18 protein-coding genes, 1 tRNA gene and 1 pseudogene are annotated in these 21,871 nt (G+C 71.3%); 10 read left to right on the top strand and 10 right to left on the bottom strand.

Features of this window, described 5'->3' with window-relative positions; genetic code table 11:
* Nucleotide 1: 1 nt before the first annotated feature.
* The 3 genes from IPI43_11700 (at nt 2) to IPI43_11690 (ending at nt 1,268) form a co-directional block, all read left to right on the top strand.
* Nucleotides 2-253 carry a hypothetical protein gene (locus IPI43_11700; protein ID MBK7774782.1) on the top strand — a complete coding sequence of 84 codons (252 nt, stop codon included), beginning with the start codon at nt 2-4 and terminating at the stop codon, nt 251-253.
* Between the two features lie 5 nt (nt 254-258).
* Nucleotides 259-552, top strand: coding sequence for a hypothetical protein (locus IPI43_11695; GenBank protein ID MBK7774781.1), 294 nt, complete (start codon nt 259-261; stop codon nt 550-552).
* Nucleotides 553-1,103: 551 nt separating this feature from the next.
* The gene (locus tag IPI43_11690; protein ID MBK7774780.1) at nt 1,104-1,268 is read left to right on the top strand and encodes a hypothetical protein; all 165 of its coding nucleotides are present in this window, start codon (nt 1,104-1,106) and stop codon (nt 1,266-1,268) included.
* Between the two features lie 424 nt (nt 1,269-1,692).
* On the opposite strand, the pseudogene IPI43_11685 reads toward IPI43_11690, so the two are convergent.
* Nucleotides 1,693-3,290: pseudogene (locus tag IPI43_11685) on the bottom strand (glycerol-3-phosphate dehydrogenase/oxidase).
* A 198-nt stretch (nt 3,291-3,488) separates the two neighbouring features.
* On the opposite strand from IPI43_11685, the gene IPI43_11680 reads away from it, so the two are divergent.
* Nucleotides 3,489-4,301 (top strand): DUF2199 domain-containing protein, encoded by an 813-nt coding sequence (locus tag IPI43_11680; GenBank protein ID MBK7774779.1) that lies wholly within the window; start codon nt 3,489-3,491, stop codon nt 4,299-4,301.
* Between the two features lie 26 nt (nt 4,302-4,327).
* Here IPI43_11680 and IPI43_11675 read toward each other — a convergent pair whose 3' ends face one another.
* The 6 genes from IPI43_11675 to IPI43_11650 all read right to left on the bottom strand — a co-directional run bounded on the left by IPI43_11675 (nt 4,328) and on the right by IPI43_11650 (nt 12,328).
* Nucleotides 4,328-6,538, bottom strand: coding sequence for a hypothetical protein (locus tag IPI43_11675; GenBank protein MBK7774778.1), 2,211 nt, complete (start codon nt 6,536-6,538; stop codon nt 4,328-4,330).
* Nucleotides 6,535-7,077 carry a hypothetical protein gene (locus IPI43_11670; GenBank protein MBK7774777.1) on the bottom strand — a complete coding sequence of 181 codons (543 nt, stop codon included), beginning with the start codon at nt 7,075-7,077 and terminating at the stop codon, nt 6,535-6,537. The genes IPI43_11675 and IPI43_11670 overlap by 4 nt, the downstream gene beginning before the upstream one ends.
* The gene (locus IPI43_11665; protein ID MBK7774776.1) at nt 7,074-8,072 is read right to left on the bottom strand and encodes a hypothetical protein; all 999 of its coding nucleotides are present in this window, start codon (nt 8,070-8,072) and stop codon (nt 7,074-7,076) included. The genes IPI43_11670 and IPI43_11665 overlap by 4 nt, the downstream gene beginning before the upstream one ends.
* Nucleotides 8,073-8,204: 132 nt before the next feature.
* Nucleotides 8,205-9,023: a hypothetical protein gene (locus IPI43_11660; protein MBK7774775.1), complete on the bottom strand. Its 819-nt coding sequence runs from the start codon at nt 9,021-9,023 to the stop codon at nt 8,205-8,207.
* Between the two features lie 23 nt (nt 9,024-9,046).
* On the bottom strand, nt 9,047-9,781 hold the full coding sequence (locus IPI43_11655) for a hypothetical protein (protein ID MBK7774774.1): 735 nt from the start codon (nt 9,779-9,781) through the stop codon (nt 9,047-9,049).
* Nucleotides 9,782-9,814: 33 nt separating this feature from the next.
* The gene (locus IPI43_11650) at nt 9,815-12,328 is read right to left on the bottom strand and encodes a serine/threonine protein kinase (GenBank protein MBK7774773.1); all 2,514 of its coding nucleotides are present in this window, start codon (nt 12,326-12,328) and stop codon (nt 9,815-9,817) included.
* A 166-nt stretch (nt 12,329-12,494) separates the two neighbouring features.
* Between IPI43_11650 and IPI43_11645 the strand changes: the two genes are divergently transcribed.
* The 4 genes from IPI43_11645 to IPI43_11630 all read left to right on the top strand — a co-directional run bounded on the left by IPI43_11645 (nt 12,495) and on the right by IPI43_11630 (nt 16,289).
* Nucleotides 12,495-14,240 (top strand): serine/threonine protein kinase, encoded by a 1,746-nt coding sequence (locus tag IPI43_11645; protein ID MBK7774772.1) that lies wholly within the window; start codon nt 12,495-12,497, stop codon nt 14,238-14,240.
* 106 nt (nt 14,241-14,346) lie between these two features.
* A tRNA-Ser gene (locus IPI43_11640) sits at nt 14,347-14,432 on the top strand.
* Nucleotides 14,433-14,468: 36 nt separating this feature from the next.
* Nucleotides 14,469-15,392, top strand: a complete 924-nt coding sequence (locus tag IPI43_11635) for a class I fructose-bisphosphate aldolase (GenBank protein MBK7774771.1) — start codon at nt 14,469-14,471, stop codon at nt 15,390-15,392.
* Between the two features lie 144 nt (nt 15,393-15,536).
* Nucleotides 15,537-16,289, top strand: coding sequence for a hypothetical protein (locus IPI43_11630; GenBank protein ID MBK7774770.1), 753 nt, complete (start codon nt 15,537-15,539; stop codon nt 16,287-16,289).
* A 3-nt stretch (nt 16,290-16,292) separates the two neighbouring features.
* Here the strand turns inward: IPI43_11630 and IPI43_11625 are convergent, their stop codons facing one another.
* The 3 genes from IPI43_11625 to IPI43_11615 are packed head-to-tail and all read right to left on the bottom strand — an operon-like array spanning nt 16,293 to nt 19,386.
* Nucleotides 16,293-17,654 carry a copper oxidase gene (locus IPI43_11625; GenBank protein MBK7774769.1) on the bottom strand — a complete coding sequence of 454 codons (1,362 nt, stop codon included), beginning with the start codon at nt 17,652-17,654 and terminating at the stop codon, nt 16,293-16,295.
* Nucleotides 17,655-17,656: 2 nt separating this feature from the next.
* Nucleotides 17,657-19,099 carry a TolC family protein gene (locus tag IPI43_11620; GenBank protein ID MBK7774768.1) on the bottom strand — a complete coding sequence of 481 codons (1,443 nt, stop codon included), beginning with the start codon at nt 19,097-19,099 and terminating at the stop codon, nt 17,657-17,659.
* Nucleotides 19,096-19,386, bottom strand: coding sequence for a hypothetical protein (locus IPI43_11615; GenBank protein MBK7774767.1), 291 nt, complete (start codon nt 19,384-19,386; stop codon nt 19,096-19,098). The genes IPI43_11620 and IPI43_11615 overlap by 4 nt, the downstream gene beginning before the upstream one ends.
* Nucleotides 19,387-19,513: 127 nt before the next feature.
* On the opposite strand from IPI43_11615, the gene IPI43_11610 reads away from it, so the two are divergent.
* Nucleotides 19,514-21,370 carry a hypothetical protein gene (locus tag IPI43_11610; GenBank protein MBK7774766.1) on the top strand — a complete coding sequence of 619 codons (1,857 nt, stop codon included), beginning with the start codon at nt 19,514-19,516 and terminating at the stop codon, nt 21,368-21,370.
* 67 nt (nt 21,371-21,437) lie between these two features.
* Nucleotides 21,438-21,608, top strand: a complete 171-nt coding sequence (locus tag IPI43_11605) for a hypothetical protein (GenBank protein ID MBK7774765.1) — start codon at nt 21,438-21,440, stop codon at nt 21,606-21,608.
* The last annotated feature ends 263 nt before the right edge of the window (nt 21,609-21,871 follow it).

Here is a 21,871-nt window from a genome sequence, read left to right as displayed (position 1 = left end):
CATGGCCCGCCCGCCCATCCATGTGCGCTCCCTGTGCGAGCTGCGGCTGACCCCCGCGCAGGTGGGCGAAGCCGTGCTGACGCTCGAGAACTGGCCCGACTTCCGCGGCTACGGGCCCCTGCCCGGCATCCGAGAGGCGCGCTTCCGGCGGCGCACGGACGCCGTGGTGGACGCAAATCGCCGTGACCAACCGCGACGGGTCCAGCCACGTGGAGGAGATCACGGCGTGGCTCGACACGGGGCGGCATCGTGATGCGCATGAGCGAGTTCACGGCGCCCCTCAGCCGCTTCGCCACGCACTTCATCGAGCGCTGGGTCTTCGAGCCCACGCCCACCGGCTGTCGGGTCGTGCGCAGCTTCGAGCTGCACCCGCGCACGTGGTGGGGGGCTGCTGCTCCGGCTGATCGCGCCACTCATGCGCCGCGCGGTGGACCGCCACCTGCGCGACATGAACGCTGGGCCATAGGCCGCACGGCAGGCTGCCGCCGCGTCACGAGAATCCGCGCGAGCCAAGCCAACGCGGCGCGCGAGCGTCGACAAACGGCGCCATGAACCCCTACCGTGAGCCTCCGGCGCATCTCGAGTCCGACCACGTCGTCTTCCTGCCCCGCGCATACCAAGGGCGCCACGATCTTCGCTATCTGCTCGGCCACGTCCTCGTGCTGCCGCTCGCCCTCGCGGTCCCCCAGCTCGTTCGCGCGCTGGTCCACGGCGGGGCGACTGGACCCTGCTGGGCTGGGTCCCGGTGTTGCTTCTCCTGCCGGTCGTCCTGACCAGGGTCCGGCTGCGCGGGAGCATCCTGATCGGCGCTCGGTCGATTCGTCGGGTGGGGTTCTTGCGCGAGCGCGTCACCACGTGGGACCAACTCGCGGAGGTCCCGCAGGCCCCGCGCTCCGGCTCGCCCAGCAAGGGGGCTCAGGCTGCGCTCGAGGAGCTGGAGCGTGCGCAGCTGTTCGTCCGAGACCGGTCGGGGATGCTCGGATGGACGCTCGACGCGGCGCGCGAGGGCCGCTTCGCCGAGATCGCTCAGCGTGTGCACGCGGAGGGCCGCCCGCCGCGACGCTGGCGTTGGTACGTCCCCCGAGGCGGCTGCCGTGCTCGCCATGGTCCTCCTCGCCAGCATCGAGCCTGTGCTGGACATCCAGCAGGATGCGGCCTGGGCGCAGCGTCGCGCCGAGGTCGACGCGTGCATGGCGTCCATCTCGGGCACGGACCCCACACACGAGGCGCTCCGCGTGCTGTGTCTGCAGCCGCGCGACACACCGTAGTCTGACGGTGGCCGTGGCGATCCCACCGTCGTGCGTTGTGGGCACCCAGGGCTGAAGCCTGAGAATTCGCACATCTCACCAGGTGGCCGAGCTGCTTTGCTGCCAGGTGCGATGGACACCCCCGGCTGGAAGCCGGGGGCAGCAGACCAGGCCTGGACCTACCGAAGGTCCGCCCTTCAGGCGGACTAAGTGATCGGCAACGGGGTGCGCTCTCCCGAGGGTTGCCGGACGCTGTGTTTGGGTAACCTGGGTAGGGCAAACCCTGCTGGCAGCCACGTAGTCCGCCGCCGCAAGGCGGGGGACTTTATGCTCATCAGCCACCTGGTCTGCTGCCCACCGCTTCAGCGGTGGGTGCCCATAGGACCTTGCAGCGAGGTCAATCGGTCCCCTGGCGGCAACCGGCCGAGACCTCCGACGCGATGTACTACCCGGGCAGCCCGTAGGACGAGCGCACGAGCTGCAGATACGCGCTCCACGCCTCCGCGTACGCGTCGTCGCTGAGCCCCAGCTCCGCCTGCACGGTGCGCTTGATGAGCTCCACCTGCGCGCTGCCTCCGTCGGGCAGCACGATGCCGAGGCGCGTGCGGCGCAGCAGGAGGTCCTCGAGGCGCACCACGGCTTCGTGCCGCGCGGCCCAGCGCAGGTCCGCCACCAGCGTGTCGGTCCCGCCGATGGGAACGAGCTCGCTCGCGGGCATCTCGGCCACGAAGCGCGCCGCGAGGGGGCCGTAGCGCCCCACCAGACGGTCCAGCACGGGCTGCGGCAGGGTGCTCGCGGGCAGGCGCTCCACTCGCCGGAACGTGGGCGCCCGGTCGTCGCGCGCTCGAGGCCCGGCACGTGCGGCGCCGCCTTGGCCAGCGCGTCGAGCGCGATGGAGCGGAAGGTGGTGAGCTTCCCGCCCGTCACGGTGATGAGCCCGCGGTCGTCCCACACCACGTGGTCACGGCGCTCCTTCGACGGGCTGATGCCCTTGCCCGAGGCCACCACGGGGCGCACGCCGGCCCACGTGGAGACCACGTCCTCGCGCCCGAGCCCGGCCTGCGGGAACTCGCGCTGCACACCGCCCAGCAGGTAGGCGAGCTCCTCCTCCGTGATGCGTGGCTCGTCGCTCAGCGGGGCGCGGTGGTCCAGGTCGGTGGTGCCCACCACCGTGGCGCCGCCCCACGGGTAGACGAACACGGGACGGTTGTCCTTGCGGTGCAGGAAGCCCACCACCTCGTTCAAGGGCAGCCGCTCGCGCGCGAACACCAGGTGGCTGCCGCGCAGGGGGCGCACCTTGGTCTCGGGCACCAGCTGCCCGCGCAGACCGTCGGCCCATGCACCGGTCGCGTTGATCACCACGCGGGCAGGCACCTCGAAGCTGGCTCCGCTGACCACGTCCTCGATGCGCGCCCCGGCCACGCGCGGGCCTTCGTGCAGCAGCCCCGTGACGCGCATGTAGTTGATGGCCAGCGCCCCGTCGGCGCGGGCCTCGTCCAGCACGCGCAGCACCAGGCGCGCGTCGTCCACGAGGGAGTCCGTGAAGTACGTCGCCCCCTGCAGCCCTTCCGAGTTGAGGCCGGGGACGCGCTCCAGGTACTCCCGCCGCGGCACGAAGTGATGGTCGCGGATGCCCGCCATGCGGTCGTACAGCTCGAGCGCCAGCCCGAGCGCGATGCGCCCCGGGGACTGCCCCTTGCGATGGGTCCAGAAGTAGCCCGCTCGCGTCACCAGCGTGGGCGCCTCGCGCAGCAGCCGCTCGCGCTCGCGCAGGGCGTCCCGTGTGAGCTTGAAGTCACCCTGCGCCAGGTAGCGCAGGCCACCGTGCACCATCTTCGACGACCGGCTGGACGTGCCCCACGCGAAGTCGCGCTGCTCCACCAGCAGCACCGCCAGGCCTCGACGCGCCGCCTCGCGGGCCACACCCGCGCCGGTGATGCCGCCGCCCACCACCAGCACGTCCCAGGGGGTGGTGCGGTGCGTCAGGGCTTCGAGACAGCCCGCGCGTTGGCTCGGGGCGGAGGGTTCGGTGGCGTTCTTCATGCGTGGGAGCGTGAGCTTGCCACACTCCGAGCGGCCCGAAACGGCAGTGAGCCGGGGCAAGCAGCGCCGTATCGGTCGGTGGAGTCGCATGGTATGGCTACCGTGCCGATGTCCAGTCGCTACGAGATCGAGTTCTCCGAGCCCACAGCGTCTCGCTGCGAGTGCTGCGGTGGCCTGACCGTCAGGCTCACGCGTTTCGTGCACCGCGCGGGTGACGCCTTCGCCATCTACTACGCTGCGTACTCGAACCACGACGCGCACGAAGAGATCGCCATGCTCGTGTCTCTTGGCGAATGGGGTGAAGGCAGCGTCGCGTCGGAGCGGGTCGCGTTCTACTGCCGCGTTCGTCCGACGACCAAGTCGTACGAGGTGATGCTCGGCGACGCCGCAGAGTCGGCGTGGGGCACCGCTGACATCGTCGGGACCAAGCTTGCCCGCGAGCAGGCGCGTCAGCACCCATGGAAGGCGACGGCCTTCGAGGTGTTGGACGAGGCGTTTCAACAGGATCGCTCCCTTCGCGGGTTCCTTCATCGCGTGCAGTGCGGCGACTCCTCCGTGCCTCTCGAGAAGAGTTTTCAGGCCCCAGACGTCATCTTCTCGCTCGGCGCAGACGAGAAATCGCGTGGGGAGACCCGACGAAACTTCGCGGTTCTCGACGGCGAGCGGTTCTTCGTTCGCTGCCTCCTGCCCGTACCGGTCGAGGGCTACGGGGCGTGGTGCATCGGCCTTTGGGTGGAGGTCTCGAAGGTCGACTACGACCAGCTCGTGGCCACGTGGGACGACCCCGTTCAATACCCGACCCTCCAGTTCGCGGGGCGCGTCGCGAACGACGTGCAGGGTGACCTTGCTCTTCCGGTGTCGCTGGGAGACGAGGTCCTCCTTCACGTTCCCGATGCTGATGCCCCCCCGACGGTCAAGGGTTCGCCCGTTGGCGCCTTGACCACGCTGCTCTCCAGAACGTGGGCGAGAGCGGAGTTCGAGCAGTGGGCCCTAGCCCGGGGGTTCCTCTGACGCGACGATCCCGTGGCGGACAGACGCTACGGCTCCACGGCCAGGTACGGGCGCGCCTGCTTGATCACGATGCGGTCGTCGGACGTCACCTCGATCTCGATGTCGAGGCGCAGGTCGGTGATGTCCGGGTACACGTTCGTGGCGAAGTGGTCGTGCACGGTGAAGAGCAGCGAGGCCAGCGTGGTGGTCTCGGCGGGGCTGTAGAGCGCGGCCGCGCCGGGCGACAGCGACGACGGCACCACCACCTGCACGCTCGTGGCGCTGTTGCCGCTGCGCCGGAAGGTGAGCGTCTCGGGCACGGCACCCGGGTCGATGGGCCGCACGATGCCCACCTCGCCCAGCTGCGAGACCACGCGGTAGACCGGGTCGCCCGCGTCGGGCCGCAGGTTGGTGATGGCCACCGACTCCTGGCGCTCGAGCACGAAGGTGGGCTGCACGGCGATGCCCATGTACACGTCGGTGTGCGGGATGCCGTAGTACTCGCGCTCGTCGTAGGCGCGCAGGTTCCAGAGGCTGCGCCAGACCTTCACCAGGGCCTCGGCGATGGGCTTCTCGTCCACCAGGTCGTCCTCGAGGTCCGCGATGATGGCCGCCAGCCACCAGCGCTCGGGGTGGGCGGTCTGCTCAGCGCGGCGCCGCACCAGCTCGGCCTCGATCCACTCGCGGTGCGCGGCGCTCAGGCAGCGCGACGGGCCGGTGGCGTCGCCGTCGAGGTCGTCGCCCAGGCAGCCCGTCTTCGAGTCGTACAGCCCCGCGCCGCTGAACTCGTCCAGGTCCTCGGCGTTGGTGCTGGAGCGGAAGCGGATGAACTGCGTCTCGACCCCGTTGCCGTAGACCTCGCGCAGGCGCGCCTCGAGCGCCGCGAAGAAGCCGGGCTGCAGCGCGCCGTCGCGGATGGCGTCGCGCAGATTGTCGAGGGCGTCGTCGCGGTAGCCCCGGTCGGTGTCCACCTGCGGGTCGGCCAAGAGCGCGGTGATGTCCGCGTCGATGTTGTTGTGCTCGATGAAGTCGCGGTAGGCGCTGAACGGGATGCCGAAGCCTTCCACACGATTCGCCGCCGGCAGGATGGCGTGCAGCTCGCCCAGATTCGCGGCCTTCGCGCCGTAGGCGATGGCGTCCTCGTGGGTGAGCGTGTCCATGCCCTCGAGCGCGGTCACCGTGAGGTCGCTCGTGACGGGGCCCACCATGGGGCTGTGCGCGTCCCAGTAGGCCTGCGCCTCGGCCAGTGTCGCCGACTCGAGGGTCAGCTCGGTCTCGGTGGCCACCACGTGCACCAGCTGGTCTTCGAGCGCCTGCACGCGGCTGTCCGTGTACGCGCTGGTGAGCATGACGTTGGGCAGCCCGCGCTCGCGCAGGCGCAGGTTGGAGTGGCTCAGCGAGCTCTGCGGCAGCGTGGAGATCATGCCCGCCAGCGTGGTCAGGTCGGGCGGCGCGGCCTCGAGCACCAGCACGTCGCGCGAGCCGTAGTCCTCGGGCACCGCCGTGCCGGCTGGCACCACGTGCAGGTAGCCGTAGCTCTCCCCCACGCTGTAGGCCTCGTACTCGCGCTCCACCAGGTCGGCCGGGAAGCGCACGGCCACGCCGGCGGCGTTGAGCTCGCCCACCAGCGGGCGGATGTGGTTCTCCTGCTCGAGGATGCTGGGCACGAACACCAGCGAGCTGGCCGTGAGCGGCGCACAGGCCTTGAGGCGGCGGTCCAGCTCCACGATCTGCGCGACGGTCAGGTTCTCGTCGGGCTCGCGCTCTTGATACGCGTAGTAGATGTAGATGCCCGGCGCGCCGCTGAGCGGGTGCGTGATGCGGTCGCGCCGCTCGATGGCCCCACCCCACGCGCGCCGCGTGGCGTTGCGCAGCACGAAGTTCACGTAGGTGTCGAAGCTGAGGTCGCTGAACGCGGGGAAGACGGTCCGCAGGAACTGGGCGTGGAACGGAAAGCGCCGCGAGTTCTGGAACAGGCAGTCGGCGTCCGGCACCAGCGGCTCGCGCCCGTCCACGATGGTCAGGTACTTCACCACCCCGTCGGCCGCGAGGCTGTCGTACTGGGCGCGCGTGTCGATCTGCTCGAGGTAGTCGGGGCCCTCGATGGCGCCGTCCATGGGCGCGGGGCCACCGTCGGGGTTTGGGCTGCCGTTCGAGTCGCCGCAGCCGCCGAGCCACAGCCCCAGCAGCAACGCAGGGGCGAGGAGCGCGGGAGCGACGAGCGCGGCACGTCGAGGGGCAGGGTGTTCGTGGGTCACGGGAACATGTTTCGCAGCAAGCAGTGGTTGAGATCCAAGGGGGTCGCGTCACACGCCGTGGCGTGCAGGGTCATGGGGGCGGCTTCGTTGATCTGCAGGGCGTCCACCCACACCGCTGGCTCGGCCGCCACGTCGAAGCGCATGGTCACCACGTAGGTCCCGTTGCCCTCGGCCGTGGCCGTGTCGTTCCAGTTGTGGTGCCCGAAGTCGTACGCCAGCGCGTCCTGGTCGGTGATGCACTCCACCACGCCATCACGCTCGATGCCGAAGCGCACCATGTCGTAGGCATAGGTCTCGCCGACGGACGGACGGTCCCCCGGCTGACGGGCCAGGCGCACGCGGACGCTGCCATCGTCGTTCTCGAAGCTCTGCGTGCCCACCCACGGGGCGTCGCCGGTGGGGGCGATGCCCGCGAAGCACGAGTCCAGCGTCAGCTCGCCAGCGTCGCCGTTTCCGGCGTCTCCGGTGCTGTGCGCTTCGCTGCAGCCCGCGTGTGCCAGCAGCAGTGTCAGACCGAGCAGCGCGCGGGGCAGCGTCATTCTTCTCGCTCCCAGGTGTGCGCCACCACGTCCAGCTCACGCAGGCGCTCGAGCGCGCAGTCCACCGCATACGCGGTGTCCGGCGTGTAGTCGTCCCAGGGCTCGAGGCCCTCCACTTCGATGCCGCACACGCCGTCGATGGGCGCGTCGAACAGCACGGCGAACTGCCGCTCGAAGTGGTGGTGCGACGGGTTGTAGACCAACTTGAAATAGTCGCGCTGGTCGAAGGTCACACCCTCGAACTCGCCGTGGGCGCGCACGAAGGCGGCCGGCTCGGTGCTGGCGGGGCTCTGCCCGATGCGCAGCTCGAAGTGCACCTCGGCGCTGCCCTCGAGCGTGACGTGGTGCTGGTGGAGGGTGGAGTTCGCGTGCGTGCAGGAGTCGAAGTAGAGCGCGCCACCCTGCGTGCAGTCGCCGCTCGCGCACAGCTCGAAGAAGAACGTGAAGCCGTTGCCACCGAACGGATCGACCGGGCTGCCGTCCAGCACGGGGCTCGGGAACACACTGCCCACCTGCACCGGCGAGAAGTCTCCCGAGGCGCTACCGCTGGTGAGTGCCTGCTGGAAGTGCAGCTGGTGGTACGTGTCTCCCTCGTAGACGCTCGAGGTGTGCGTGAGCGTTCCCGCCGCGCCGGTGGACGTGGGCCCCGGGCCGTTCGCGAGGGCCACGCACAGCGGCAGGCGAAAGGCGTGCGTGTCGCCTGCGCCCGGGAGGCGGTAGGTGCCGGGCACCACGCGCAGCTGGCGCTTCGCAGCCAGCTCCTCTTGCAGCGTCCGCCCCTCGCTCACGCGCGTGCAGTAGATGGCTTCGTTCGTGGCCGTGACCGTCATGGGCCAAGACGACTCGCCCACGAAGCTGCTGGCCGGCGGGCAGTGCTCCCAGCGCTGCTCGTGCGGGCCGGCGTCCGGCAGGCCCTGGCCTTGGTCACCCGTGCCCGGCGAGGAGCTTCCCCCGCACCCGCCCAGCCATGCGAAGAGGAGCAGCTGGGCGGGCACGGAGGGGGAGGAGTGGGACCGGATAAGCATAAGCCCTTCCAGGGTTACGCGAGATCACCGCCGTGCCCACTCTTGCCGATGCGCCTCCCACCCGATTCCGTATTCGCGCCGTATACGGGATGGTGTTGCGGGTCACCGTCCGGCGGTGCAGCCGGCCCCCAGCCCCACGTCGCGCGTCTCGGCGATGGTCTCCACGCGGGTGCCCTCGCTCAGGCTGTAGACCGCGGTCTCGCCCACGTGGCCCACCCACACCAGGGACTCCACGCCGGTGTGCAGCAGGAACAGCTCGATCACGTGCTGCTCCACGCGCAGGCTCACGTGGCGCACGTCGTCCCAGTCGAAGCGCAGGGTGGCGGGCAGCCCTGGGCAGCCGCCACCCGGGCTGGGCGCGAAGGTCAGGGTGGCCCGCAGCATCGTCTCGGGCGTCACCCCTTCGAGCACCTCGCGCGATCCGCGCCGCAGCGGCACGGGCTCGAGGCGGGCCCTCGGGTGGGCTCCCGGAAGCGCCACCTCGGCCGACCCGCAGCCGGCGGGGTCCACCTCGAGCGCCAGCGCCGCGGGGGCAGGCGTGACGGGGTCGGGGGCTTGCTCGGGAGGTTCATGGAGACGCCGCTCGAGCACCACGGCGCGCACCACCTCCACCACGCAGGCCTCGCCGGCGCGGTTCAGCAGCGTGAACACCTGCGGCGAGCGGGCATCCACGGTGGCCTGCGGGTGGACCACGAAGAACACGCGCGGGTCGCCGGAGCTCACCCGCGACTCGAGGCCAGTGGCTTCCACAGCACCCGCAGTGGGCTGCAGCTCCACGAAGCGCCCGCCGTTGGTGGAGTGCACGCGGTAGGCGCGCTGCGCATCCCCCGCCCAGCGCTCACCGGGCGTCACGGTGGCGGCAGCCAGCAGCGGCTCGGGCGTGGCGCAGCCCAGCCCCGCAGCCAGCAGCCCCGCTGCCAAGGCGCACCCCCACCCACGCACCCCTAGGCCGCCACCGGGCCTACCAGGCGAAACGGCCGCGTGGCCTCGTGATCGGCGCGGCTCCACGCGCGGATGCCGTAGCGCGCGCGCACGCTGTCGAGCGGCTCCTCGAAGTAGCGCTCCCAGTACACCGGCAGCAGCGGCTCGGCGGCGCGGCCCCGGCGGTAGGCGGCCAGCAGCCCCGTGCGCAGCGCGCCGAAGCGCGCCTCCAGCAGCATGTGCTTCAGCGACCCGAGCGCCATCAGCGCCACCGAGCTGGGCATGCCCGTCTGGGCGAGCTGGAAGGCGTGCAGCAGGATTTCGTCGTGCCCTGCGATGGTGAAGCCCGTGAGCACGTGCCAGAGGTCGTGGCACTGCCGAATGCGCCGCATCAGGTACGCGCGCTCCGGGTCGCTCGTGTAGAGCGTGGGCACGCCATAGAGCTTGGTGTCGAGCCCGTTCGCGTCGAAGAAGCGCGCCAGCGCACCGCCCAGCGTCTCGGGCGGCAGGGCACGCAGCGCGTCCATGTCCACGTTCACGAAGTCGGGGCGCTCGCGCATCAGGTCGGGGCCATCGCCCGTCTGCATCACCCCGCTGGTCTGCAGATACACCAGCTGCGCCTGGGCGGTGAGCTCCTCGGCGGTGATGATGTCTTCGGTGCGGTTCGAGTCCCGCAGCACGCGCACCACACACTCGGCCACGGTGCGGTACTGGTCGAGGGTGAGCGTGGTGGGGAGGTGGATCGAGGTTTGTGTCACACGTTGGTTATACAGGGCCTGGTGAGCCAACCGCTAGCGTGCGGTGGCCCACGCACCCGTGGCCCAGCCATCGCTAGCATCGCGGAACGCGCCCAGGTAGCGGGCCTCGGCGTCGAAGAACGCATCGCGCGGCGGCGTGACGGCGCCACCGATCAGCGCCTCGCGCGGGCGCACGGCGGCCAAGCCGCTGCGACACGCGACCACCCCCACCTCGAGCGATGTGGCTGGGGCCTCCGAGGCCGTGTAGTCCGCTTGGCGCTGTCCGAAGAACGCCGTGCCGAGCAGCCGCGCCTCCACGCTCTCACCCAGATCCTCGCGGCCCACGTGGAAGCCCGTGACCAGGCTGTTGCCCAGTGTCAGCCGGGTGGCGCGCCGCAAGTGCATCCCGCGCGTCACGCGCTCCCCGTGACCACCGCTCCCGCAGAGGGTCGCGTTGAAGATGGTCGGCGCGCTCCGCGGCTCGTACAGCGACCCGTTGGGATCGTTGTCTCCCTCGAGCGCGCTGGTCCCGCCGGAGCCGAGCGGGTCGTCCATGACCACCACGAACTGGATGCGCCCCGTGTAGCCGAAGTCCCAATCCACGCCGTCGTCGCCGGGCGACTCGCACACCAAATAGCGTGCGTCCACCGTGCCTCCGAAGAACTCGAAGCAGTCGTCCACCGTGTTGCGCACGTACACGTGCTCGATGACCGTGCCGCGCCCCACCCCCGCCAGCGTCAGCCCGTTCAGCTCGTTGTTGGGCGCGATGGCGATGCCGGGGTACTCGATGCGCACGAAGCGCAGCACGCCGCTGCTGTCCGTCGGGTCGTCGCCGCCGTACTCGCCATCGCGCAGCAGGCCCTCGACGCGACCGCGCACGCTCTGCCCCTCGGCGCCGCGCAGGTTGGTGGGCGCGCGCCCCATGAGCACCACGCCGCCCCAGTCTCCGGCGCGCCGCTCGGACGGCTCCCGCTCGCTGGTGAACACGATGGGCAGGTCGCGCGTGCCGTCCGCGATCAAGCGCGCCCCGGGCATGATCACGAGCGTGCCCTTGGTCTCGTGGTCCCCCACCAACGTGGTCCCGGGGGCGATGGTCAGCGTGGCGCCCGGGCGCACCACCACGTTGAAGCGCAGCCGGTAGCGACGGTCGCACGGCAGCGACGCGTCGTCGTCGATGTCGCCCGTTAGCTCCACGATGGGGGCATCGGCGCCGCCGCAGCCCCCCGGTGCCTCGCCGCTCAGCGGGCCGAACGTGGCGCCGGGCCCAGAGCCATCGACCACTCCAGTGGCTGCCCCGCTGGCTGCCAGGCCCTGCGATGCGCGTGGGACGGGAGCGGACTCTGTCGAGTGGAGCGAGCGCACCACCGTCCAGCCCAGCGCCCCCGTCACCGCCAGGCCCGCCACGAGCCCGGCCGCCAGGCGCGCCCTGCGCTTTGAACAAGCCGGCGTGATGGTGCCGGCAGGACGCGTGGGCAGCGCCGAGACACGCGTAGCCTCCTGATCCGAGCTCGACAGCAGGCCCTTCGGGACCGAGCCCTCGCTCGACGAGAGCGAGCCGGACCAATCGCCCACCGCGCCACCCAGCGACTTCAGCTGCGCACGCACCTCGGCGCGCAGGGTGCGGCGCTCCTCCTGAAAGTGCCGGTGCACCAGCTGGCCCAGCTCCTCCTGCGGCGTGGGGCCGGCCAGCGCGTTCAGGTACTCGTCGAGGTCGGCCTTGAACGCCGCCGCGCTCGAGTAGCGGTCGCTCACGTCGGGCGCCAGCGCGCGCCGCAGGGCCTGCCGCAGCGCGGGGTGCACCTCACGCTCCAGCTGATCGGGGCCGGGCACGTTGCCCGCGATCAGCCGCGCCGCGATGGTGGCCGGCGGCAGGTCGCGCCACATGCGACGCCCAGCCAGCATCTCCCACAGCAGCACGCCCAGCGCGAAGAGGTCGGCGCGCCCGTCGATGGAGTCCCCCGCCGCGTGCTCGGGCGACATGTACCCGACCTTGCCCTTGAACGTGCCCGCCTGCGTGAGGGCCACCTGCCCGGCGGACTTGGCCACGCCGAAGTCCACGATCTTCACCTCGCCCCGGTACGTGACGAAGGTGTTCTGCGGCGAGATGTCGCGATGCACGATCTCGAGCGGGACGTCGTGGATGTCGGTCAGCCGGTGGGCGTACTCGAGCCCGGCCAGCGCCTCGCGTGCGATGAAGACGGCGAGCGCGTCGGGCAGCACCTCGCCGTCGCGCTTCAGGCAGGCCAGCAGCCGGTCGAGCGACTGGCCGTCGAGGTACTCCATGGCCAGGAAGTACACGCCCTGCTCCACGCCCACGTCGTAGGTCTGCACGATGTTGGGGTGGTGCAGCTGGGCCGCCAACCGCGCCTCGTCGGTGAACATGGTCACGAAGTCGCGAGAGGCGGTGAGCTCCGGCTTCAGCACCTTGACCACGGCCTCTTTTTGGAAGCCGGCATGTCCCAGCGCCGCTGCGAGGTACACGTCGGCCATGCCGCCGCGCCCGATCACCGAGAGCAGGCGATAGCGGCCGAGGGTCACGCGGGGGACGTTGGCCCACTCGGGGTTCATGCCGGACCAGTTAGCCGCACGGCATGGCCATTCGAAGCAACACTTGGGTGCCGATGCTGCGACGTGTGCTCTGCCGCGTGCGCGCCCCGCGCCCGCCTCATTCCACAGCGGGCTGGTGCCGAATCGTCACCGCGCGGCGCGGGGCGTGGAGCCAAAGTCGATCTTGATGACCCCCCCTCTCATCGACCCCGCGCTGCGCTCGTGTGCCGACACCCTGGACGCCATCGCCCACCCGCCCACGGCGACCATCACTCCACGCGAGCCCGCCGAGAGCGTGGCCCAGCGACTCCACACCCTGCGCTCGCTCTGCCAGGGGCCGGCTGGTGGAGGCGTGCGCCTGCGTGGTCGGCTGGGGGAGGGCGGTATGGGCGAGGTGCTGCTGGCCGAGCAGGTGTCCATGGAGCGCGACGTGGCCGTGAAGCGCCTGAAGCCGGAGGCCCGCAACGACTACAGCACGCTCAAGCTGCTGCAGGAGGCGTGGGTCACGGGTTACCTCGAGCACCCCAACGTGATCCCGGTGTACGACATCACGGTGGACGCGCAGGGCTCGCCCTTGATCCTGCTGAAGCGCATCCACGGCGTTGCCTGGGGTGAGCTGATGGACGACCCCGAAACGGTCCGACGGCGCTGGGGGGCAGCGGACCTGCTGGAGTGGAACCTGCGCGTGCTCATGCAGGTGTGTGATGCGGTGCAATTCGCTCACGCGCGCGGCATCGTGCACCGCGACCTCAAGCCCGAGAACGTGATGGTGGGCGAGCACGGTCAGGTCTACGTGGTGGACTGGGGCATCGCGGTCACGCTGCGTGAGGAGCTCGCCTCGCGGCTGCCGCTGGCGAACAAGGCGAGCGAGCTGGCCGGCACCCCCTGCTACATGGCCCCAGAGATGCTGGGCCGACCGGGTGACCAGCTCAGCCCGCGCACCGACGTGTACCTGCTGGGGGCGATGCTCTACGAGATCATGCTCAGCGCGCGTCCGCACCCGGGCAACTCCTTCGCCGAGATCCTGGCCAGCGTGCTCGCCTCCCCGCCGCCCATCCCGGACGACGCCCCCCAGGAGCTGACGCGCATCTGCACACAGGCCATGGCGCTGCACCCGCATGACCGGCACGCGAGCGCGCTCGACTTCAAGCTCGCGCTCGAGGGCTTCGTGCGTCACCGCGGGTCGCGTCGTCTCGCGCGCCGCGCGTCCCGCCGCCTGGAGCAGCTGTACGGTGAGTTGGCGCAAGCCGAGCCGGGCCAGCGCGACCCCGAGCGGCACCTGCGCCTGCACCGGCTGCACGCCGAGTGCCGCTTCGCGTTTCGGGAGGCTCTCAAGGAGTGGCCCGAGAACGGCGCGGCGCAGCGCGGCCTGCGCGCCGCCACCCTGTCCATGGTGGAGTACGAGCTGGACAACCACGACGCCCGCGGCGCAGCGACCATGCTGGGGCGCATCAGCGAGCCGCCCCCGCCGCTGGCGAAACGAGTGGCCGAGGCCGAGCGCCGCGACGAACACGAGCGGGCCCGCATGGCCATGTTCCGCGGTGGCGGCCTGCGTCCGGCGCTGCGCTACCCGGCGCGCTTGGCGCTCTCGGTGGGGCTCGGCGCCGGGGTCCCGCTCCTGCTGGCCGAGCTGGCCAGCCCTGCAGGGAGCGTCGGTCGCGAGCCCGGGCTCCTGCCCCTGCTGGCGTGCGCGGCGCTCCTGGCGCTCATGGTGGAGCGCTTCGTGCTTCGCGCGCCTCCGTCGCGCTCCGCACGCGCGGCGGCGACCCCCGACCCGGGCGAGGCCCTGCGCCTTCCTGCTGCGGCGCGCAGTCCGCTCGCCGTGTTCCGCGACCTGGGGGTCGATGCCGTGGACCGCACCTATGTGGAGCTGCGGGATCTGCGCTCCCGCACACGCGGCGCCGCGACCACATCGCTCCAGCCACCGCGCTGAGCTGCACCGCACCTGCCCCGCGGCGCCGCTGTCCCACCGTGACGGGGGCTGGTCCACCCCGACAAAGGTGTGCTAGGAGCCCTCCCACTGAGCCTCTCGGGGCCCAGGAGGAGTGGCCGAGCGGCCTAAGGCGGCGGTCTTGAAAACCGCTGAACGAAAGTTCCGGGGGTTCGAATCCCTCCTCCTCCGCCAGCTGAACCCGCGATCCGATTTTGCCTGGAGAGACAGATGTCCGAAGCCGTTGAAAGCATCCTCGCCAACTACGCCGGCGAGACCCCCGGGGTGCTCGGGAACCTGCGCCGCATCCTCAACCACGGCCGCCTCGGTGGGACCGGCAAGCTCGTCATCCTGCCGGTGGACCAGGGGTTCGAGCACGGCCCCGCGCGCAGCTTCGCGCCCAATCCCGTGGGCTACGACCCCAAGTACCACCCGCGCTTGGCGCTGGAGTCGGGCTGCAACGCCTACGCCGCGCCGCTGGGCTTCATCGAGGCCGTGGCTGCCGAGTACGCCGGGCGCTTGCCGCTCATCCTCAAGGTGAACAACAGCGACGGCCTGGGCGAGCCGCCCGCGCCCTGCTCGGCGCTCACGTCGTCCGTGGAGGACGCCATTCGCCTCGGCTGTTCCGCCATCGGCTACACCATCTACCCGGGCAGCAGCCTGCGCAACGAGCAGTACCGCGACCTGCGCGACCTCATCCGTGAGGCGCGCGCCGCCGGCCTGCCCACCGTGCTGTGGAGCTACCCGCGCGGCGCCAACCTCACCGCCGAGGCCGAGACCGCCGTGGACGTGGTGGCCTACGCCGCGCAGATCGCCGCCCAGCTGGGCGCGCACGTCATCAAGGTGAAGCCGCCCACCGCGTTGGTGCACCAGAGCGCCGCCAAGAAGAACTACGAGGGCATCCCCATCGGCACGCTGGCCGAGCGCATCGCGCACATCGTGCAGGCCGCCTTCGGCAACCGCCGCATCGTCATCTTCTCGGGTGGCGCGGCCAAGGGCACCGACGCCGTGCTCGAAGAGATCCGCGGCATCGCCGACGGCGGTGGCTACGGCTCCATCGTGGGTCGCAACGCGTTCCAGCGCAGCCCCGAAGAGGGCAAGAAGCTGCTCTCGTCCATCATGGACATCTACGAGGCCGCGGCGAAGAAGGGCTGAGCACCCTGGGCAGCCCGGCGCCGCTGACCGGCGGCACGCGTCGACACCCCACGCGGAGAGGCGGCGGGGGTCCCAGGCTCTTCGGGCTCGTGCTGCGCTGGTGAGCGGTTGTGAATTCGCGCCCTGCTGTGTCAGCCTGAGGGCGTGATGGCTGCAAGGCAGAGACTGGGAAGGCTGCTGCCGCTCGCGCTGGGGCTGTTGGCGCTCGTCATCGGTCCTGGCACCGCCAGCGCGGACGAGGGGACGGTTCGGCTCCGGGACGGCGGTGTGGTCAGCGGGACCATCGAGATCTACGAGCCCGGCCGGCGTGTGGTGTTGCGCACCGCGTCGGGTGAAGTGGTGACGGTCACGAACGAGCAGATCGCCGAGCTGCACGTCACGCCGACCACCGCGCAGGCTTCTACGGGGAGCACGCCTCCGCCTCCCCCGCCCCCCGGGGCCCCGTATGCGCAGCCCGAGCCGCTCGCGCCGCCCCCGCAGCCCGCGCCGTACTACGTGGTGGCCGCGGGTCCCGGCGCCCCCCAGGCGTGGGCCCCTCCCGACCCGGCGCAGCAGCGCTTCCGGTTGACGCTTCGGCTGCCCAGTCTGGCCGCGCCGGCGGTCATGATGATTCTCGGGGCGTCCCTCCTCGGCGGAGGTCTGTGGGTCCTGACCCACAACGACTGCAGCGGCACTGGCTCGGCCGCTGAAGATCGCTGCGACACGCAGAGGCGAAGCGGGTTCGTCCTGCTGAGCATCGGCGCACCGCTCGCGTTCTTCGGGCTGGTGGTGGTGCTGCCCATCCAGGCTGGCAAGCGCGCCCGTCGCCGCGCAGCCTACGCACGCCAGCTCTCCCTCAGCCCAGCCGTGGATCCTGTGGGCGGCCGCTACGGGCTGGCCGGCACCCTGCGCTTCTGAGCACTACTCGTCCGCCGCAGGCTCGGCCCCACGTGGTGGCCTCGGCGCGCGCACCCCGTCCGCCTGCATGCGCGCCGCGTCGGCCGGCCCCGCCACCGTGCCGGGCGGGTGTTGGTACCAGCTGGCCGGGTCCGTTGCATCGGGCTGCTCGCGCACCTTGAGCACCGTGAACATGCCGCCCATGTCGATGTAGCTGAAGGGGCCGTGCATGCCGCGCATGGGAAGGCTGTTCGGCGGGATGGGCATGTCCATCTCGCCCATGCCGCCCATGCCGTCTTGGCCCATGGTCATGTACTCGGGCATCACGCGGGCCATGCGCCGGTCGAGGTTGCGCGAGTCGGCGCCCACCATGGGCGGGTTGCCGTGGCCCATCTGCGTCATGACGTGGTGGGTCATGTGGCAGTGCATGGCCCAGTCGCCCAGCTCCTCGGGCACGAACTCGATCACGCGCGTGCTGCCCACCGGCACCAGCACGGTGGTGTCCGGCCGCTGCGCCGACTCGTTGATGTACCCGCCGTCGGTGGCGGTGACGTGGAAGAACAGCCCGTGCAGGTGGATCGGGTGGTGGTCCATGGGGCTCAGGTTGCCGAGGCGGATGCGCACCCGCTCGCCGCGCCCCACCACCAGCGGCGCGGTGCCCGGGAACACCTTGCTGTTGAAGGTCAGCACGTTGAAGTCCTTCATCTCGTTCGGGTCCGGCCGGCGCGCGCCCACGTTCAGCCGGAACTCGTGCGTCATCATCACGAAGTCGCGGTCCACGCGCGGCCCACGCGGCCGGCGCGGGTGCACGATGAACATGCCCGTCATGCCGAGCGCGATCTGCGTCATCTCGTCGTAGTGCGGGTGGTACATGTACGTGCCCGGGTGGCGCACGGTGAACTCGTACACGTAGGTCTCGCCGCGCGGGATGGGGCGCTGCGTGAGCCCCGCCACGCCGTCCATGCCGTTGGGCAAGATGATGCCGTGCCAGTGCACGGTGGTGGGCTCCGGCAGGCGGTTGCTCACGTAGAGGCGCAGCGTGTCGCCCTCCACGGCCTCGATGGTGGGCCCCGGCGTGCTGCCGTTGTAGCCCCAGCACTCGGCGCGCAGCCCGGGCGCGAACTCGTGGTCCACCGGCTCGGCGATCAGGTGGCCCACCTTCACGCCGTTCACGGTGCGCAGCGGCAGCGTGGACCCGTTGGGCGTGACCACCGCGGGCTGACCGCCGGGCGCCACGATGGGCTGGCGCGCGCCGGGCGTGGCCGGTGCAGCTGCCGCCGCCGCTGCCGCTTCCTGAGCCTGTTGGGCCTCGGCCGGGCTCACGCGCGCCGCGATCACGGCCCCCGCCGCGAGGCCGCCGTAACGAATGAAGTCTCGTCGGTCCATGCTCAGTGCCCTCCCGTCGCTGCGGACGTGCTCATGCCGCTGCCCGACGTACTGCCCTCGGCCGGCCGCACGCGCTGGCCCGCCAAGAGGGCCGAGAGCTCGGCGGTGGCGCTCCAGTACTCACGGCGCGTGTCCACCAGCGCCAACTGTGCGTCCAGCTCTTCGCGGCGGGCCTGCAGCAGCTGGAAGATGCCCACCTGCATGGCGTTGTACTGCAGCAGCGTCTGCGCCGAGACGCGCGCCTGCGCCGGGACGATGACCGCCTGGTACTGCCGCGCCCGGGCGTGCGCCGAGACCACCCGGTTGCGGGCGTCGCGTGCCGCCGAGCGCAGGTCCACCGCCATGCCGTAGTAGCGCTCCATGAGCGCATCGAACTCGGCCTCGAGCGCGCGCGTGGTGCCGCGCTGCTGGTCGAAGACGGGCACCCCCACGCTCACGCCGCCGCCGAAGCGCCAGCCACGCGAGCCGCCCGCTGCACCGTCCTCGGGGTTGCCGTGCAGCGCGTGCACGTCCACCGCCACATCGGGCAGCCAGCCCGCCACGCGTGCCACGCCCGTGCGCCGCGCCAGCCCTTCGAGGCGCTGTCGCGTCTCGTGCAGCTCGAGGCTGGCCTGCAGCGCCTGGGTCTCGAGCGCGTCGGGCAGCGTTACGCTCGCGGGCACGTCGGGCAGCTCCGCCGTCACGGTCCAGGCCGTGTCCTCGCCGTGCGCGCCCAGCAGCCGCTGCAGCACCTCGCGCGCGGTGGCCGCGTCCAGCTCGAGCTGCGCCACCGTGATGCGGGCGCGCTCGTAGGCCACCTCTTGGCTGGCCAGGTCGAGCTCGGCGCTGTTGCCCGCCTCGAAGATGGCCCGCGCGGCGTCACGCCCCGCCGCAAACGTGTCCAGCATGCGCTGCGCGACACCGAGGCGCTGCTGCGCCGCTTGCACGGCATAGAACGCCACGCGCACCCGGTAGCCCAAGTCCACCACGGCGCCGGCCACGCGGTAGCGGGCGGCCAGGAGCGCGGGCTCGGCCGCACGCGCACGCCGCGGCGCGAGCACCACACTGGTGATGTCCCACTCCACGCGCAGCTCCAGCTGCGAGTTGCGCTCCGGGAGGATCTCCAACTCCACCACCGGGTTGGGCAGCACGCCCGCCTGCATCAGGTGCCCGCGGGCCACCCCCAGCTCGCGCAGCGTGGCGCGCAGCTCGCGGTTGTTCAGCAATGCCACACGCACGGCGGTGTCGGCGTCCAGCGTGCCGGCCAGCAGGCGCTGGGCGTCTTCGGCCGCCACGGGGTCCACCTCGAGCTCGACCAGCTGGGTCAGGTGCTCCACCCGGCTGAGGTCTTGCACGCGGGTCACGTCGCTGTGGATGGACGGGCCCGCGCAGGCCGTCAGGCTGGCCGCGCCGAGGACCACCGACACCAGCCCGCTGAGCCGCGCCGAGGACTGCCAGCCGCTCATGGTGTGCCTCTGTGTCCACGGTGTCCCTGGTGCGGGTCGACCGACTGGGCCGCAGCGCCGTTCCCCGCATCGAGCCCCACCCAGCCGGCGCTGGGTTCACCCGGCAGCGGTGGATCGCCCGTGAGCGACGTGGTCAGCACCGCCGCCGACGCCTCGGGAGCCGCCTTGGATGCGGCCGAGCGACGGGGGGTGTGCGTGGGCACGGAGCGCGTCGCGCAGGCGACCAGCAGCAGCGCGAAGGCCGCACGAGAGAGGACGCGAGGCATCACGGGGAGTGGGCGCGGCACGCGCCGACCGTGACACTGGAACCCCTGGAAAGTCGAAAAAGGGCCACTGCTTCGTGATCTGGGCGCTTTCGTGCCAGCCGCTCCGAGATCGTCTACGCTGATCTCGGACCGCTTCCGTGGAGTCTCGATGCGTCGCTTCCTACCGCTTATCCTCGCCCTGCTCGCGCTCTTCGCGCTGACCCTCTCCGGCTGCGGCCGCTCGGTCTTGGGCGTGCCCGACCCCACGGCAGACGGTGGCGTGCCCGACGTGGGCCTGGACCTGGACATCCCCGACCTGCCGGAGCCCTTCTGCGGCGACATGGTCTGCGGCTTCGGCGAGAACTGCGACACCTGCGCGGTGGACTGCGGCGCCTGCATGGGCTGCGGCAACAACTTCTGCGACAGCACCGAGTCGTGCGTGACCTGCCCGGACGACTGCGGGCTGTGCCCGGACTGCGGAGACAGCACCTGCGGCCCCGCCGAGAACTGCGAAAACTGTCAGGTGGACTGCGGCGAGTGCCTGAGCTGCGGCAACGACGTGTGCGAGGCCGGCGAAGACTGCTCCACGTGCCCAGGCGACTGCGGCACCTGCCCCACCTGCGGCGACAACGTCTGCCGCGCCGATGAGAGCTGCCTCACCTGCCCCGGCGACTGCGGCGCCTGCCCGCCCTGCGGCGACAACGTGTGCGCCGCGGACGAGAGCTGCCAGACCTGCCCCGGCGACTGCGGCGTGTGCCCGCCGTGCGGCGACAACGTCTGCGGCCCCACCGAGAACTGCGCGTCGTGCCAGGCCGACTGCGGCCCGTGCGAGCTGTGCGGCGACAACACCTGCTCCATGGCCGAGACCTGCGCGGGCTGCCCGCAGGACTGTGGCGCGTGCCCCACGTGCGGCAACGGCGAGTGTGGCGCGGGCGAAGGCTGCCTGAGCTGCCCGCAGGACTGCGGCGTGTGCCCCACCTGCCCCAACGGCACCTGCGGCACGGGCGAGACGTGCGACAACTGCGCGCAGGACTGCGGCGCGTGCCCCACCTGCGGTAACGGCGTGTGCGGCGCGGACGAAGACTGCAACACCTGCCCCACCGACTGCGGCATGTGCCCGCTCACCTGCCCCAACGGCGTCTGCGGCATGGACGAGACGTGCACCAGCTGCCCGGCGGACTGTGGCGCGTGCCCCACCTGCGGCAACGGCCAGTGCGGCGCCAACGAGGACTGCACCAGCTGTCCGGCCGACTGCGGCATGTGCCCGTCGTGCGGTGACATGGACTGCGATGACAGCGAGGACTGCAACACCTGCCCACAGGACTGCGGCATGTGTCCGGTGACGTGCCCCAACGGCGTGTGCGGCCCGCTCGAGAACTGCACCACCTGCGCGGCGGACTGCGGCGCGTGCGTGACCTGCGGCGACAACGTCTGCTCCATGGGCGAGAGCTGCTCCAACTGCGAAGAGGACTGCGGCGAGTGCGGCTTCTGCGGCGACGGCTTCTGCGTGGCCGGCGAGGGCGAGACCTGCGGCTCCTGCGCGCCCGACTGCGGCTTCTGCCCCACCTGCGGCAACGGCACCTGCGCGGCGCCCGAGACGTGCTCCAACTGCCCCGGCGACTGCGGCCGCTGCATGGGCTGCGGCGACGGCGTGTGCGCCCCCACCGAGGACTGCGCGGGCTGCGCGCGCGACTGTGGCTCGTGCTCCGTGTGCGGCAACGGCGTGTGCCAGCCGCTCGAGAACTGCGCCAACTGCCCGGGCGACTGCGGCGGCTGCGCGCCCGTGGACTGCGAGGACATCGCGCCGTGCACCGTGAACTGCCTGTTCCCGCCCACCAACGTGGCCAGCTGCGTGAACACCTGCGGCAACGGGGCGTGCGCCGACGCGCTGTTCTTCGCGGACCAGTTCTTCAACTGCGCGTTCCAGCAGATCCTGACCTTCCCGCCGTGCCTCAGCTTCAGCTGCTTCACGCAGCGCTGCAGCGCGCAGTGGAGTGCGTGCCAAATGTCCGGCACCTGCGATTGACGGGGCCGGAGACCGCTCGGGGGCATCTGCGCGACCACGTGCCTCCAAACAGCTCATCGGTCAGCGCGTGGACCCGAAGCGCGAAGCGCTGCACGTAGTCGTCGCCGTAGTCGTCGACGTAGCCGTACTCGTGCTCGTTGACGTGCTCGTGCTCGTGCTCGTGCTCGTACTCGCCAACCCGCTGCAGCATCGAAATCGCGTCTATTGCCACAGACTTGTGCAAAGCGATGCTCCGTGACACTTCGCGAACGCGGGCGGCTCGGCGATGGAGTGCGCGGCAGAGCTCGACGTCGTTCGTCTGGGGGTATGGACGGACGAGCACCACGGCCAGTGGGGTCGAGACGCTCGGACGGGTCGGGTCGATGCTGTCGAAGCTGTCTTGGTAGGTGGTGGGGTGCTTGTAGAGACACGAGTACGAGCACGAGCACGAGCACGTCAACGAGCACGAGTACGACCACGACTACGACTACGTGTACGACCTTCGCCTGTCGGCTCAGGGGC

It is taken from the genome of Sandaracinaceae bacterium (assembly GCA_016706685.1).
In the GTDB taxonomy this organism is placed as follows: Bacteria; Myxococcota_A; Polyangia; order Polyangiales; family Houyiibacteriaceae; genus JADJJE01.
Note: the sequence above shows the minus strand (reverse complement) of the source record. Positions and strands in the feature narration are given on the sequence as shown.